The sequence below is a fragment of the Rhodopirellula sp. UH5 genome, assembly GCF_056839225.1.
In genome coordinates this window covers 6799745-6815406 of the sequence record NZ_CM166390.1, presented here as the reverse complement: position 1 = coordinate 6815406, position 15662 = coordinate 6799745, and the positions used below count along the sequence as shown (strand labels likewise).

11 protein-coding genes are annotated in these 15662 nt (G+C 58.2%); 4 read left to right on the top strand and 7 right to left on the bottom strand.

The genetic code is table 11. The annotated features are described in order from the left end of the window. Window positions 1-61: 61 nt before the first annotated feature. From UH5x_RS24445 to UH5x_RS24430, 4 genes are read right to left on the bottom strand one after another with little or no spacing between them, the layout of a single operon-like run. Window positions 62-1321, bottom strand: a complete 1260-nt coding sequence (locus tag UH5x_RS24445; protein WP_482633969.1) for a type II secretion system F family protein — start codon at window positions 1319-1321, stop codon at window positions 62-64. Between the two features lie 6 nt (window positions 1322-1327). Then, window positions 1328-2134 carry a hypothetical protein gene (locus UH5x_RS24440; protein WP_482633968.1) on the bottom strand — a complete coding sequence of 269 codons (807 nt, stop codon included), beginning with the start codon at window positions 2132-2134 and terminating at the stop codon, window positions 1328-1330. Then, the gene (locus UH5x_RS24435) at window positions 2131-3186 is read right to left on the bottom strand and encodes a type II secretion system F family protein (RefSeq protein WP_482633967.1); all 1056 of its coding nucleotides are present in this window, start codon (window positions 3184-3186) and stop codon (window positions 2131-2133) included. Before UH5x_RS24435 ends, UH5x_RS24440 begins: the two co-directional genes overlap by 4 nt. Next, window positions 3183-4388 carry a GspE/PulE family protein gene (locus UH5x_RS24430; protein WP_482633966.1) on the bottom strand — a complete coding sequence of 402 codons (1206 nt, stop codon included), beginning with the start codon at window positions 4386-4388 and terminating at the stop codon, window positions 3183-3185. The genes UH5x_RS24435 and UH5x_RS24430 overlap by 4 nt, the downstream gene beginning before the upstream one ends. A gap of 130 nt (window positions 4389-4518) precedes the next feature. Between UH5x_RS24430 and UH5x_RS24425 the strand changes: the two genes are divergently transcribed. Then, window positions 4519-5793 (top strand): DUF1559 domain-containing protein, encoded by a 1275-nt coding sequence (locus tag UH5x_RS24425; RefSeq protein ID WP_047817217.1) that lies wholly within the window; start codon window positions 4519-4521, stop codon window positions 5791-5793. 251 nt (window positions 5794-6044) lie between these two features. Here UH5x_RS24425 and ypfJ read toward each other — a convergent pair whose 3' ends face one another. After that, window positions 6045-6896: a KPN_02809 family neutral zinc metallopeptidase gene (ypfJ, locus tag UH5x_RS24420; protein ID WP_047817199.1), complete on the bottom strand. Its 852-nt coding sequence runs from the start codon at window positions 6894-6896 to the stop codon at window positions 6045-6047. Window positions 6897-7275: 379 nt separating this feature from the next. On the opposite strand from ypfJ, the gene ygfZ reads away from it, so the two are divergent. The 3 genes from ygfZ to UH5x_RS24405 all read left to right on the top strand — a co-directional run bounded on the left by ygfZ (window position 7276) and on the right by UH5x_RS24405 (window position 11968). Beyond that, window positions 7276-8304: a CAF17-like 4Fe-4S cluster assembly/insertion protein YgfZ gene (ygfZ, locus tag UH5x_RS24415; RefSeq protein ID WP_482633965.1), complete on the top strand. Its 1029-nt coding sequence runs from the start codon at window positions 7276-7278 to the stop codon at window positions 8302-8304. Next, complete coding sequence (locus UH5x_RS24410; RefSeq protein WP_047817201.1) at window positions 8301-8945, top strand: ECF-type sigma factor; 645 nt, start codon at window positions 8301-8303, stop codon at window positions 8943-8945. Before ygfZ ends, UH5x_RS24410 begins: the two co-directional genes overlap by 4 nt. Window positions 8946-9007: 62 nt before the next feature. Then, window positions 9008-11968: a protein kinase domain-containing protein gene (locus UH5x_RS24405; protein ID WP_482633964.1), complete on the top strand. Its 2961-nt coding sequence runs from the start codon at window positions 9008-9010 to the stop codon at window positions 11966-11968. A gap of 56 nt (window positions 11969-12024) precedes the next feature. Here UH5x_RS24405 and UH5x_RS24400 read toward each other — a convergent pair whose 3' ends face one another. Further along, complete coding sequence (locus UH5x_RS24400; RefSeq protein ID WP_482633963.1) at window positions 12025-14280, bottom strand: efflux RND transporter periplasmic adaptor subunit; 2256 nt, start codon at window positions 14278-14280, stop codon at window positions 12025-12027. Next, the gene (locus UH5x_RS24395; RefSeq protein ID WP_482633962.1) at window positions 14226-15659 is read right to left on the bottom strand and encodes an efflux RND transporter periplasmic adaptor subunit; all 1434 of its coding nucleotides are present in this window, start codon (window positions 15657-15659) and stop codon (window positions 14226-14228) included. Before UH5x_RS24395 ends, UH5x_RS24400 begins: the two co-directional genes overlap by 55 nt. Window positions 15660-15662 lie beyond the last annotated feature (3 nt).

Genomic DNA, 15662 nt, shown 5'->3' with positions numbered 1-15662 from the left:
CAACGTGAAACCATGGTGTGCGTTCGTGCGTGATCGGTTGGAAGAAGCCGCTCTCATTCGTTCAACTGAGTGCTTGGGTGAGGGTGGTCAGAAACAAAAACACAGCCATGATGTGGGCCATCACGTAGACTCCCACCAAGACGGTCCCCAGCGGGACCAACCACGACATGCGAAGTTTCCATCGTAACGATCGACGACGCGTGAGATTGTCAACCAATTGATTGATCGCGGAGGGCAGATGATGGTTGCCGGCGGCGCTGGTCAGCCATGTTTGCTCTTTTGAAGTGACCACTCGCGAACGGTGGAGAGCATCCGGCAAGGTGGTGCCATTTTCGATCAACCGGGATGCCTTGCGGCATCGATTCCGAATCCAAGGAACCCGAGAGGATTGCGACGCAAGCGACAGCAACTCAGGTTCAGCGTGCCCCGCACGAATGCCGATGGCCAGCGACCGCAGAATTTCGCAACGCCAGCGTTCGATCGCGTCTTTCCCAAACCAAGGGATCCAGCGGATCAACCAGGTCGGTTGCCAACGAATCAGGATCGCCATCAAGAACCAGACCGAAAGAACGATCATCATCGTCTCGTAGACCGTCGTGATCGTTTGTAGCACACCACCGAAACTCGATCGCGTACTGACGAACTCGTCCCCAAATTCATCAAACAGTTCGATCAAGTTTGACCGAAACAAGCTTCCCATGCCCCATGCCAAGAACATGGTGGCAAGCAAGTAAATGAATTGTTCGGCAATGATGGGGGCGGACGCCGGAGTGGTGGCGTCGATGTCTTCGAATCGCGACGTTTCTTTCGCGGACGCGGCAGTCGATTGCGGCTGGGCATGCTGGATCGCCGCCAGCGTGTCGGCGGAAACCGGCAGTTTGGATCGCCGGACGGCTTTGACCAGTGACTCGCCTCGCATCAATCGGGCAGAGAATGATTTGGCTTGGCAGGCGATGCGGCTGGTCGAACCATTGGCGAGCGATTCTGCCAAGACGGGGTAGGACGCGCGTGTGCCCGCCGCCAATCGCATCCAACGATTCAGCGATTCCGCTTCGTCAAGGTAAGTCCAACGCCGGGCAACCAACAGCGTCCCCATCAGCATGGCCAACAACACGAAGGTGACGGGATGAGGCGCTGAAATTGCCAACGCCACCACGCAAGCCAACCAAAACAACCATTCAAAGAACGCAAAAATACGAACCGTTTTCGGGCGGAATTGCGAGGCTGGTTTTGCGATCAGATTCCGCTTGATGGTCCGCAAGGTCGCAGCGAACAGTCCGCAGACGATGGCAATGCCGATGAAAATGAATTGATGTGACACTGCTTCTCACCACCATCCAAAGTAGGTCAGGCCTTCGATCACCGAGACAATGGCTGTGTTCGCAGCCAAAATCGCGAAACCCGCCGTCAACACTGCCCCAATCAGTCCGATCCGAAACAGATGTCTGACACTGCGTTGGGATCTGGACTCAATCAGAGAATGACTGTCCGAGGCCGCCTGATACCACATGCGGATGGTTTCCTCCCGCGACAATTGACCTTGTCCGAGTGCCGTCACGGCTGCCAACGGATGATCCTTGATCGGAGGGTGACTCAGGGCATGTTCCCAAGACTGTCCGGCATCGAGCCGCAGAGCCGAATGAGCGGCCCAGTTTTGAAGCGGAGTGAAGCGTGCTTCCTGGGAGGCAAATCGAAACGCGTCCCCGTAGGTTTGCGACCCAACCACGGACCGGTAAATCGATTCGCAAAAATCCGCCAGAGCAATCGTTTGTATCGCTCGTCCGACACCAGGGATCTTCGCCGCAACCACTGAAGGGAAAACGGGCAAACGACCTTGCAAAGAAAGCAGAACCAACAACCATCCCGCCAATGCGATCACCGCCGCCCCCGCATAGATCCACATCAGGGTGTACATCCAAGTGACCACGAATTCTTCCTCTTCCCAACCGACGTAGTAGACCGCTCCTTCGCAAATCTGTGCGACCGCGAAAAGTAGAAACGCTCCGACTGCCAACGCCGCCAGCAGGTACAGCAGGCTGAGTGTGGCAGCTCGAGCGAGGCTGGAACGCCCGTTGTCACGGATGGCAGCCCAGGTCTCCACTTCGGCTTGGTCGGCAATGCTCCAGGGATTCATCGGGGAACCTCCCCGATGGCATGGAGCAGTGGCGAAATCGCAGCCTGCAACAAAACAATGATGATGGCAATCATCAGGATCCAAGCGATCCAGTGAGGAACGTTCTGCAGCCACCAAGTTTGCTGTTGATTCGCTCTTTGTTCGTGCAGTTCACTGAGTTTGCGCAAGTCATGGGCGATCGCTTGCGGATCGCGTTTTCCAGCCACCAAGTCCACGACGCACTCCTTGATCGGAGCGGGAGCCTGCTGAGGAATCTCGAGCGAGTGCTCGGAGGTAGCGCCGCGGCGAACGTTGGTGGCGACGGCCTTCCAGCCTCCCGGTGCTCCCGAAGCAGCGACTTCTGCGGCGCACTCGATCGCTCGAGCAGTGTCGATTTTCGCGTCAGGGATCTCGATTTGAATGGCCAACCATCGACAGAACGTCGCCAGAACACGAGAGGGCTGGGCTCGTCGAATCGAACGTCTGATTCCCCAGTGAATCCAAACGGCAAAGCACGCCAGGATACAAATCACAACCACGGCGGCGAGGGCGTAGTTCTGCGCAAATGTCTGGCAGATTTCTGTGACGGAAGGAGCAAAGGGCGATGGAATGGGTTCCGATTCCGAAATCGCTATCAAGATCCACGGCAACACGAAGAACGCCACGACCGAGGCGACCAACATGTTGAGAAGCGGGTTGATCGCAGCCAACCAAACGTGTCGTCGTTGGTCGTCGCGTTGCCGAATCAAGCGAACCGTTTCGTGAATGGGCTGCGTCGATCCCGTTTCCGCCATGATTTGCATGGCGATTCGAATCGGCGTTTGGTAGGGCAACGACAGCGAAGCCATCGCGACCGAAGGAGACTGACCTTGCTCGATTCGCGCACGAACAAAATCCGCTGCTCGACCGAGACGCCCGAGCGCCACGTCATTCAATCCAGCCAAGCCTGAGACGAGCGAACGTCCGGAGTTGGCCATCGCGGAAACTTCCTCCAACAACATCGCGAGCGACTCGTCGTTGAGTTGGATCGAGTCGGCGGTGGAGGCAGGCGTTGGAGCGGGGCCGCTGTTCATGAACGGTGTCCCAAAACGCGGAACACTTCTTCTCGATCCGTCACCCCCGCTTCGATCAAGCGTTCGGCTTGGGCTCGCAGGGAATCGATGCCCGCGTCTTCGATGATTCGATCCAGCTCGGATGCGGGAAGCTGATTGGCCAACGCGTCGAAGATGGCCGATCCACATTGGGAATCGTTCAGGTCCACGATTTGAGCGATCGGAATCCGCCCGGCGTAGCCCGCTCCGTGACACTGATGGCAATCACGGTTTGCGTCGGCATGGCAGGCATCACATCGTCGCCGCAGCAGGCGTTGGCACATCACGCCACGCAGTCCACTTTGAATCGCGAACGTTGGCAGGTTCATTTGCACCAACCGACGCAAAGTTCCTCCCACGGTTCCCGCATGAATCGACGAGAAACAAAGGTGACCTGTCATCGACGCTGCCAGCACAGCCTCGGCGGTTTCCACGTCGCGGATTTCGCTGACCAGCAACACCTCCGCGTCCTGGCGAACAGCGGCCCGCATGGCGGACGCCAACGTCAAACCGCTGCTGGACTGCAGTTGGCTTTGACTGATCGAGTCGATCACCGATTCGATCGGGTCTTCGATCGTCAACACACTGCGTCGGAAGTCCCCGCTGGCGATGTGTGACAGGCAAGCGTACAGAGTCGTCGTCTTCCCGCTTCCCGCAGGACCGGCCACCAACAACCAACCGTCGCGAGCGTTGCAAATTGTTTGCAGACGACTCCGTGTGTTTTCATCGAGCCCAAGTTCATGCAATTGCCGAACGTTTTCGCGGTCTTCCATGATTCGAATGGCAGCCCGATTGCCATGCACGGTCGGGAAGACTCCCAGTCGCATTTCACGTTCGGTGTCGCTTGCGTTGCGATCTGCGTCACCACTTCGCCATCGCAGCGGACCTTCTTGGGGCACGCCCATTCGATAGGACGGCAATCCCGCGAGCGCCATCAGTCGTGCCACCGGATCGCTTTCTTCGCTTCTCGGAAACGACTCGACCGTTTGCAGAACGCCATCGATTCGAAAGGAGATCTCCCATGACTCCGCGCGAGGCTGAAGGTGCACGTCGCTGGCACCGCGCTGAATCGCGGAGGTCAAGCAGTTCTGGATCACTTCGGTGGCGAAGTTCGGATCCATGGGGGACAGACGAGACGCGGGGCTGATCACCGATGAAAGTTCTCCTGCGAAAATCTTGGGCACGAAACCGCCACGCGCCGCGGAACGTTAGACTAGCGGATTCCCCCGAGGGAAGTATGCGATGAGCCTAAAAAGTTTCGAACAAAACGACAGGCTGGAAGCCGATCCCACTTTCTATCTGTGCGAGGATGACATGACGCGATCACAACGTCGAAACGGATTCACGCTGTTGGAGTTGCTTGTTGTGACGGGCGTCATCGGGATCTTGATCGCGCTGTTGTTGCCAGCGGTGCAAGCGGCACGAGAGGCAGCCAGACGGATGAGTTGTTCCAACAATTTCGGTCAGATCGCTTTGGGCGTGGCGCAGTACCACGATGCGTTCGGGCATCTGCCGCCGCATGGAACGGGGACCTTCAACAACGCCAATGATCCGCTGACAACGAATCAGTTTCGATTGAGCTTCTTAGTTTCCATCACACCCTTCGTTGGCCAGGTTCCTCTCTGGGAAGCGATCAACGAAAGCCATGAGGGTGATCCGCCGCAGGGTGACAGCAATGAGGGAGAGAACTACTACTCTGGATATGACTATGACGAGATGGAGTTCTACGACGAGATGGACTTCGGAGACCTGGGCGAGGGCGAAGTGCGACACACCTACCCGCCCATGGGCCCCGCACCTTCCATCTCCGCCTACGAACCGTGGCGGAATGAGGTGGGGACATTTCGTTGTCCGTCCGATCCGGGAATAGGACTCCCTGCACTCGGACGCACGAACTACGCCGCGTGTCTTGGCGACGCGATCCAAGGGTTGGACGAAGGCTTGTGGATACACGACGGAACCGCTTGGTCACCCAGTGGCAAATTGCAAATGGAAGCGACCGGTCGCGGCATGTTCGTGCCACGCATGATCACCTCTTACGACGACGTGAGGGACGGATTGTCCTCGACGATCATGTTGGGTGAGATCTGCACCGACTTGGGCGACAAAGACATCCGAACGTTTCCTTCGTTGAACAATGGTTGGGGCGGTGGCGTGCTGGATGACGCGGGGATGTGCAGGTCACAGCAAGATGTAGACCGGCCCATGTTTTGGGATGTTTCAGCGGGTTCGGCTCAGCTTTCATCCAACCAAGCTCAGGGGCGTGGTTTCCGCTGGGCCGACGCACTGCCGTTGATGACTGGATTCAACACAACGCTGCCTCCCAATGCAGCACTCTGTTTTGGAGGGGACGAAACCACGATTGGAACATTGACGATGAGCAGCCGTCACCAGGGTGGCGCGCATGTCGCGATGGCGGACGGCGCGATCAAGTTCATCACCGACTCGATCGACGCCGGTTACGAAATCCCCTCGGTCATTCTTGGCGGAGAAGGCGAGCAGGCTCCAGGGAATCCCAGCAACTTTGGATTGTGGGGTGCACTCGGCACTCGCGATCAAGGTGAATTGATTGACACTGGTTTTTATTGACACTGATTTTTGACGCAAGAGATGAACTGACGAGTCAACGCGTCGAGAAGCCAGAAGGCCATCGGCCAACCCAATCCTGTTTCTTTCCATCGCAGGGGCAATGTCCCTGACGATTCTCCGCCTTTGCGTCCAATTTCAATCGCAATCGCATTAAGCCTTTCGAAGCTTCGAAGCTGGCACGCAAACAGTTGGGGACAACTGTTCTACTCTGAACTGCCGGAGCGGCACCGAAGCGGCTTGATCGTGGCACTCTAAAGCTGGTCGGTTTGGAAGGTGTCGCCTTGGTTCAGGTCGCCGGTTTGCAGGCCCTTGGTGAACCAACGCAGACGCTGTTCGCTGGTGCCGTGGTTGAACGTTTCGGGTTGGACATAACCTCGACTGCGTTTTTGCAGCGTGTCGTCGCCGATGGCGCGCGCGGCCGTCATCGCTTCTTCGATGTCACCGTCTTCGATGATGCGGTATTTCTTTTCCGCATGGTGCAGCATCACGCCGGCGAAGAAGTCCGCTTGCAGTTCCAACTTGACTGAATACTTGTTGTATTCCACTTCCGGAACCCGTTGCCGAATTTGATCCAGTTGATCGGTGTAGCCAAGCAGGTTTTGGACGTGGTGGCCGACTTCGTGAGCGACCACATACGCTTGGGCAAAATCCCCCGGTGCACCGAGTTGGCGAGCGAGCTGGCCAAAGAAAGAGGTGTCCAGGTAAACCTTTTCATCCGCCGGGCAATAGAACGGTCCCGTGCCGCTGCTGGCCATGCCGCATCCACTGTTGACTTGGTCTTTGAACAGCACCAGTGTCGGTTTCTTGTATTCGCGGCCGGCCTGGGCAAACAGATCCGTCCAGACGTCTTCGGTATCGGCGAAGACGGTGCTGACAAATTCACCGGCTTCGATTTCTTGCGGTGTCAGCTCGACCTCGCCACCAGCACCACCCGGGGCAGGTTGCTGGGCGGCTTGTTGCAGGAACTGCTGAGGGTTGCCGCCCAGCAAGCCGATGATGATCGCGATCACGATCACGCCGATCCCACCGCCAACGACCGCGCCACCGCCACTGGTCCGACGATCTTCCACATTGTCACTTTGTCGTCGTCCACGCCAACGCATGCCGCACCTGTTGTTTGATTCGTTTTTTAGAAAAGAGCTGGGCGTCGACCCGAACGGGGACGCCGTTCAAATTGTCACACAATTGTTCAGGTGAGAAAAGCGTCGGGGGGCGAAGTGTGGCCCGGATTGAAAATCATCCGTCCGGCTGCGAACCAGCTCGGAGGTGATGGTCCAAGTCTATGAAATGGGGGTCAGCGGAAACGCCCACTTTGCGTTGGATTGTCGCAAAAGCGGTTGTGACCTAGGTTTGGCGTGAGAATCAGCTTTTGGGTGGTCAAATGAGACACATTGCCCCCTCAGCTGGCTGTTCCTGGATCGCGAATGGGCACCTTCACGGTAAGATGAACAGCCTCATCAGCCCTCTTTTCAATTCGCCAATATGCCATCTTCTTCGTTGCTGATCCGTTTGCCCGCCTTGTCCGTTGTGGATTTGGTCGGTGCAGACGCCACCGCGATCCTGCACAACTTGACCACCAACGATGTCAAAAAGCTGACCTCTGAAAGTCCGAACCGCTTCGGATTGGAGACGTTCATCACGAATGTTCGCGGCAAGTGCTTGGGCCACGTCGTCGCCTTTGCCACTGAAAACGGGTACCGAATGATCGGATCCCCTGGCGTCATCGCAACCGCGGATAGCGCCAGCAGCATGCGGCAATCGCAAGCCATCGCCGAGCACGCCGACCGCTACACGATCCGCGAAGACGCGGCGCCGGTGATTCGCGACGAAGACCTGGCCGCTTGGATGGTCATCGATGGCAACGAAGAACCGGCCCAGACGACTCCGTCGCCACGCATGACGACCCAAGACGGCATCGATTCGTATCGCTTGCCTTGGGTGAAGTCCGGCACGTTGTTCTTGCTGCCCGTGGAAACCGCCCCGGAACACCCCTCGGTGATTGCCGAACGATTGGGAGTGGAGTCCGATTCGTTGGTTGCGGGGGACGAAAACGATTTCCACGCTCATCGTCTTGCGGCCGGGTTCCCTTGGTTTGGAATCGATCTGACGGACGCTCATTTGCCTCAGGAAGCCGACCGAGAGACGCAAACGATCAGCTTCACCAAAGGCTGTTACTTAGGGCAGGAAACGGTCGCTCGCTTGGACGCACTGGGGCAAGTTCAAAAGAAACTGGTGCGTTGGAAGCTGTCTGGATTGCCAGCGGGGACCCAGCCCGAGGCGGACGACAAACTTCGTGCTCAAGACGCGGCCGCGGATGCCAAACCGGTGGGGCGAATCACCAGTGTGGGACGCATCAACGATCAAGGGGAAGGTTTGGCCATGGGATATGCTCGCCGCAGCCACTTTGAGGCGGGATCCGTTTTGGCGGGTTCGAGATTGGCGGAAGATGTGGGCGAAGTGACCTACACCGCAGAAGTGTTGCCGCCAGTGCGAGGAGAATCGCCAGAATGAACGATTTGACGCTCGAAGAGTTCGCCGATTTGCTGGAACTCGTTCGGCAAGGCGACGACGATGCCACCGCCGTTCTATGGGAACGCTACTTCCAACCCCTCGTTCGGCTGGCAGGAACCAGATTGCCCAAGAACCTTCGGCGGTCTGGCGACGAAGAAGACATTGCGCTTTCGGCGTTCCATAGTTTCATTGCGGGGGTTCGGCGAGAAAAGTTCCCTGATTTGTCAGGCCCGGATAATCTCTGGGGACTGCTGATCACGTTGACCAGTCGCAAGGTGAACGCTCATTTGCGTCGTCAAACGCGACAAAAACGGGGTGGCGGCCAGGTTCGAGGTGAGTCAGTCTTTCTGGACGCTTCGGGGGATTCCGGTCGTGCAGGGTTGGAGCAGTTCGCCGGACGAGGCGAATCCGACAACGCCCCGCCCGACTTGAGACTGGAGCTGGCCGAGGCATGTGAGAAATTATTGGATGATCTACCGGACGAGCAATTGCGGGAAATCGCAGTGATGCGAATGGACGGTTTTTTGGTAGATGAGATCGCGACCAAACTGGGCGTGAGCAAGCGAGCGGTCGAACGACGCCTGCAATTGATACGAAAAACATGGACGGAAGCGGCGGAGTCCGTGCCGGACCAAACATAGAAGCGTTGCCAAGCTCCTCGCACACACGCTTCGATCAGAGCACACTACGGAAGTGATTCCCGATGAATTTGAGTGATCTGCCTGCCCGCGAATTAGCCCGCCTCGACGCGGTGTGCTTGGAATATGAGTCCGCTCTTCGGCAAATCGCGGATGGAGAACCAGCAACCTCCGATTTGGTCAGCATTCAATCGCTTGTCGAACGACATGGCGGTGAGCACGCCGATCTGCTGCGTTCCGAATTGGAAGCGATTCGAGCCGAGATCGACGGGAACCTGGGTATCCACGGTGATTCAGGGGAGCTGACGCAGGTCCTGGCGTCTTCCAATGACACGCCGTCGCAGAACCTGGCATTGCTGAACACACCCGCCCTGGAAGCGAACGGGACCTCCAACGGCTTTGGATCGCCTGCCTCGGCGGAAGAACGCGTCCAAAAGGCCTTGGCGAAGGCATCGTCCAACGACCCGATCGATTCGCTGCCGCCGATGGGCACCGAAATCGGCCCGTACCGCTTGGATGGAGTTCTGGGACGTGGCGGGATGGGCGTGGTGTACCGTGCCACCGACACCCGACTGGAACGCAGCGTCGCCGTCAAAATGCTCTCGACCAACGGGCATCCCACCTTGGTCGAAAGATTCCAACGCGAGGCCAAGGCCGTGGCTTCGTTGACCCACCCCAACATCGTCGAACTGTTCGATGTCGGGGTGCACGATGGGATGCCCTACGCCGTGATGGAGCATCTGCGTGGCGAGACACTGATGCGACGGATGGAACAGCGGCGAACGGATGTGGCACCGGTCACCACGCAAATGGTCCGGGTCTGGGGCAGGCAACTGGCCGAAGCCCTGGCAACCTCTCACGCGGCCGGAGTGATTCACCGCGATTTGAAACCCGAAAACGTGATGTTGGTTGGACGTCGCAGTGGTTCTCCCACGCCGTCAGCAGCGACCACCAACACGATCAGCAGTCATTCCCTGGCGACACAGCCTTCGAGCGAAAACTCCTTGCCATCGGTCAAACTCTTTGACTTTGGGTTGTCGCGTGTCGGTCGCGCTGTGTTTGGCCCTGGGGAATCGGATCCTGAGAATCAACACGACGACGCCAGCAATGACGAAGATGACGCGAAAACCCGTGCGGGCATGATCCTGGGGACGCCAGGTTACATGGCGCCCGAACAGGCTCGCGGCGAAACGGTCACGCCTGCCGCGGACGTGTTCTCGCTCGGGTGCGTGTTGTTCGAAGCGTTCTACGGACGCCCCGCCTTCACCGGAAAATCACCGGCCAGCCGTTACGCAGCGGTTTTGGAGAAGACTCCCTTGCCTGATCCTGGCCGCCGTCGCGACGACATCGCGCTGGCAGATTTGATCATGGCGATGATGCGAAAAACTCCTGCAGAACGTCCCACTGCGGCGACGGTGGTCACTGCGCTTTCGAGTGGCGGTGCAACCATGCCGCCTCAGGAGGGCGAGACGCTGGCATTGCCAATGGACGGCGTGTCGCTCACGCAGCCGATTCATATGGCTGGCGGCATTTCTCGTCGTCGGTTCGCTGAAATGGTCGGCGGAAGTTTCGCGGGCGCGTTGGTTGGGATGTCTGGACTGAGCGGCAACTGGAGCAAGTTGAACCAGATTCGCTCGATTGGCGTGCTCAGCTTCACTCCCGCCACACAACCTGAATCGACCGCGCAGGTTGATCCTCAACCCGCCGGCGGACGCATGCTGCAACGCGGTGAACTGTTGGCTGGCTTGGTCGCCAATGAACTGAGCCGCTTGGAAGGGTTGTCGGTACCCAAGTATGTGCCGATGACCGCCAGCTTCCCCGATCAATATCGCGATGCGGCATCGAGACTCGAAGTGGATGCCTTGGTCGCCGGCACCTTCACCGAGGCAACGGGCGCTCAAGGCGGTGTGATGGATGTCAATGTCCAAATCATTTGTGCCGAAACCGGCACGCAGATTTGGGGCAAAGTCATTCGCACCACCGCGGGCGACAACCTGATCGAACAAACCGACCTCGCCCGGCAAGTCGCGACCGCGATCAATCGGAGCTTGCTCGAACATCCCGGCGAATCCAAACCGCGTGACCCGGGCGCCTTCACCTGTTTGCTCAAAGGACGAACTCAAGCCGACCCGGACAGCATCGACGGAATGCGTTCGGCACTGAAGTGCTTCGACAGTGCGCTTCGAGAAGACCCCAATTACGCACCCGCACACGCGGGAAAAGGCCTGACATCGTTGACCCTGGCAGGCCGCGTTGGCGACGAAGAGGCTCAAGAGTTGATCATCCAAGCCCGGCAATCCGTTCAGATCGCATTGGAAATCGATACATCAAACGTGGAAGCTCGCTTGGCGTCGGCGATGTTGATGTATCAGAGTCTCGGCGATCTGATGCCAGCTCGCGATATTCTGCGTGGTTTGGCGAACGAGACGAGAAACTCATGGCAAGTGCACCACCAACTCGGCTGGGTCGAATTGATGTTGTACGAGGAGATGGCCGGTGTTCGTTCCCTTCGCATTGCCGCGTCGATGCACCCTTCTTCCAAGTTGTTGCAGTCGGACTTGGCACGTGCCCAGTGGTTCATTGCAAACAAGACTCGCGCGGTCAATGAAGCCAAGGCCGTGATGCCCAAGAGCGACGGGGACAAAATCGGTCCCGAGAGTTTCACTCGTGGTCTGCTGATTGATTTATACGAACACAGCAGCGACTTCAAATCCGCGGCGGACTTGGATCCAGAACTCAAGTGGACTGCAACCGACGGTGCTGATCGCTACTGGGAACAACGCGAGACGCGTTTGCAAACGCTCCCGTATGGTCCCTACGGGCCTTCCTTGAACGAAACCATTCTGCAGCTCCGCCGCACCGATGTTCCAACGCGAGAACCGGCCGAGCAACGATTGGCGAGACTGCTTCAAACCCGCAGCCCGATGCTGCCGTTGCTGTTGATCAAACACCCGCAATTCGATTCCATGCGGACGCTGCCAGCGGCTGGTGAAGCGTTCCCGGTGCTGAACCCACGCAACATCTGAACCGTGATTCAGGACTGGAAACAGGCTCCATTCCTGCTTCCTGCTGCAACAACAGCTCATTCCGTGGCCTCGGCGGCTTCCGCCAGAGCGTTTTGGAACCAGCGTTTCAGTCGCGTGGCGATGGGAGCTTGATGCCAACCGAAATGGGCTTCCAAACGCATCCCTGCTGGCACGCGTTGGGCCTCGGTTGCCGACAGTTTCAGGACGCCTCGAAAATGCGGTTGCAGCAATCGCATCGCATCGATCGTTGCCTCTCCTAAACGATCATCACTCGAGGATACCGCCGAGGACTCATCCTTCATGCGAACCGCCAGTGGTCCCCCGTGAGTGGCGGCCAACGATGCGTTGGGCACTCGGTCGGATGCTCGTGGCTGAAGTTGATCGAGCGTGCCCCAAAACGTCTGCCGTCCAGCCGAAACCAACCGCACCGGTTCCCCGATTTGCTGTCGAACGTCTTCGACCTGAGACTGATTGATCACCGCCAAGACTTCTTTGTCCGTCGGCGTCGCAACCACCATCAGCACATCACCTTCGTTCACGTACGTGTTGAGTTTTGACAGCAAATCCTCGGCGATCACGCATCCCGATTGAACGGCCCGAACCTGCAACTGATCGGACTGCTTTCGAAGCGTTTGCAGTTTGTCCGAGATCGCTTGGCGATTGTCCAACAAAATCAGCCGCTCGGATTCCTCTCGTGACTCGATCGCTTTGCGAAGCCGGATGTCATTTTGCTGCTGTGCAATTTCCAACTCCGCGACTCGCTGCAGCAGCTCGCGGTTCTCGATGACCGCCAACCGGTCGCCCGCCTGAACCTGGTCTCCCGCATTCACCAACAGTTCCACCAGGAACCCTTCCGCACCGACTCGCACGGCCGACTCCGGGCGATACTGAACCACCACCGGAACTCGAACCGATGAGGGCACTGGCATCGCGACCAACATCCATCCGAGCATCCCCACTGCCAACGAACCGAGCCCCGCGCCGCGGCACACCTGAAGCGGGTGCGTGCGCCACAGCGTCCGCATCGATTGCAGCCAAGTCACAAACGGTTTGCCCCACCACATCCATCCTCCCAACACCGACAGCAAAACCCCTGCACCACCGAGCATTGTCGACGCCGCGATGCCCAGCGACACGCAGACGAGCACCCGCCAAGCGACCGCGCACCATCCGTAAACGAACACGGCCGTCCGTCGCCAACCCGTGTGGGAGCGAACCCAAGTGGCATCCCCCAAAAACCAACGCCGCAAGAACTGGCGCACCGATTGGTTGGCTTCGGTGGCCAAGTTGGGAACGTCCATCCCATCCGAAAGCATGAAGTAGCCATCGAATCGCATCAGCACGTTGGCATTGAACAGAACCGTCGAAAGTCCCGCCGTGAGAATCACATGGTGACACCACCAGCGGATCATCTCGCTCTCACAGAACACCCATCCCACGATCGCAAAGGAAGCAACAACGCCTTCGACAAACATGCCTGCCGAAGCAACTCCGATTCGCGACCAACGCGACGACAATCGCCAACAACTGGAGACATCAACGTAGGCCAGCGGTGTCATCAGCACCCAAACCACACCGGCTTCTCGCACCGTCCCGCCCGCGCGGTGACAGGCAATCGCATGCCCCAGCTCATGCACCAGTTTCAGCCCGATCGCCGTGAGCAACAACCAAGCCCAGTTGGACGGATCAAAGATCGACGCCGCCCCGGCAAGAAATTCCGACCACCGCGTCGTCAGCCCAAACAACGCCGCGACGATGAACAACACCCCGACCACCAACATCGACGTTGAGAACAGAAACCCCAGAGCGCGTGAAAGCGGCAACAGCAACTTCGCCGCACCCGGAACCGGTGTTTTGATCCAAAAAGGATTCCACCGCATCAGTGATTGGGCCTTGGATTCGCTGGAATTTGACGTCTGACCGGAACGCCCCCTGCGAGGTGGCGGTGCATCGGCAAAGTGAGCCAATCGATGATCGATCAGCCAGCGAGCGATCGACTCACATTGGGAAGACGAGGGAGCAGCACGTCCCATCTTCGCGGTGACCAACCCGCAGGCTTGCGCGATCGTACGATGCCCGTCGAGCGCAGACAGAAACGTGTACTCGGGCAGTCCCACGCGAAAGAATTCATGTGTGGCGGGAATTTCAATCCGATAGATCGGCTCCCCCGTTTCGCGGACGGGCCAGACCTTCACGTCACTCGCGATGCGAATCGGTTGTTGCTGCCAGTCGATGGTTCCGGGGTCACGCTGCGTCATCAGACACCCAACCAGCGAAGCAGCAAGTTCCACGGACGATGAAAGACGATCCATCCGATCGGACGCTTGTTCCCATAGATCGTCGCGCGGCCCTTCATACCGGGTCGCAGCAAACCGTCTTGATCATCCACTGTGACCTCGGCCAGAAACACATTCTCAGAATCACGCAGGGTCGCCGCAGGGTGAATTCGCGTGATCGCACCGTGCATGACTCGGTCTGGCATCGCATGCGTGTGGATCTGCGTTCGCATTCCAGCACCAACGTAGGCGATGTCTTTTTCAGGGACTTCGATCTCGACCTTCATCGCACCGACCGGCGCGATTTCAAACAATGTTTCACCGCGAGTCAGGGGAGCGCCTTCGGATTGCTTCCAATCACCACTGACGATGATCCCATCGATCGGGCTGCGGATTTCCAGGTTGTTTTTGCGATGGTTCAGCAGTTCCGTTTGCGTCTTCAACCGATCGGCTTCGAACGCCGCAATCTGGCTCTTGCCAAAGTCGTGTGTCGCCATCGACCCGCGTCGTTCCTGGTCGGCTTGGCCGTGCAACGCTCGCAACCCAGCCAGCTCGTATTCCAATTCGCGAGGGTTGATCTTCGCCAATAATTCGCCAGCCTTGACGGTGTCACCCGGACGCACCAAGCACTCCTGCAGCGGGCCATCAAAAGGAGCGGCGATGAAGCGTCGTTGGACCGGTTGCAATTGCACGTTCGTGCGAATGTTGTGGTGAGCGGGCAGGAACATCAACAGGATGACCGCTGCGACGACACACACGGTGGCCCGTTGCCAGGTGGCACGGAACGAGCGAATCCCACGCACCAAGGACGCTTCCACACCGGTGGGCTGCAGTCGCTGAATGCTTTGAAGTTTGCTGCTTAACAACGGACCGAACGCTTCCAAAATCGAAGCCGCAGAGGGTTCATGCGGGTCCAGCACCAACAACACACCAAGATTCTCACCCGCCGTGTCGGCCAACGGGCAAGCCATCAAATTCCCGGATCCGATCGTCTTCAGCCATTGTCGCATCGCCATCGTGCCGGGCGACGATGCCACCTCGGTCGCGGCGACTTGGCTCAGTCCGTCTCCCAAACAAGCTTCTTCCGCGGCGGCCAGAGCTTCTCGCTGCTGTGTTTCCCCGTGCGATGAAGATGAAGACGATTCGACCGCGAATTTGCCACCGTTGCAAGCGTGATCGCTGATGCACTTCAATCCAGCACCAGGACGATTTCGCCAGCACAAAACAGCGCCCTCGGCCTGCAACCACTGGCTCAACAAACGCGTGGCGATGGAGCCCGCTTCTTCGAATTCGTGACACCTGTCGAGCGTGGATTGCAGCTCAATCGCCGCCGCCAAAGTTTCGGCGCGACGCTGCAAATCGTGATGCGAGTCACGATCGAGCGAGTCGGGGGAATGGGTCGTGGCAGGGAACACGTG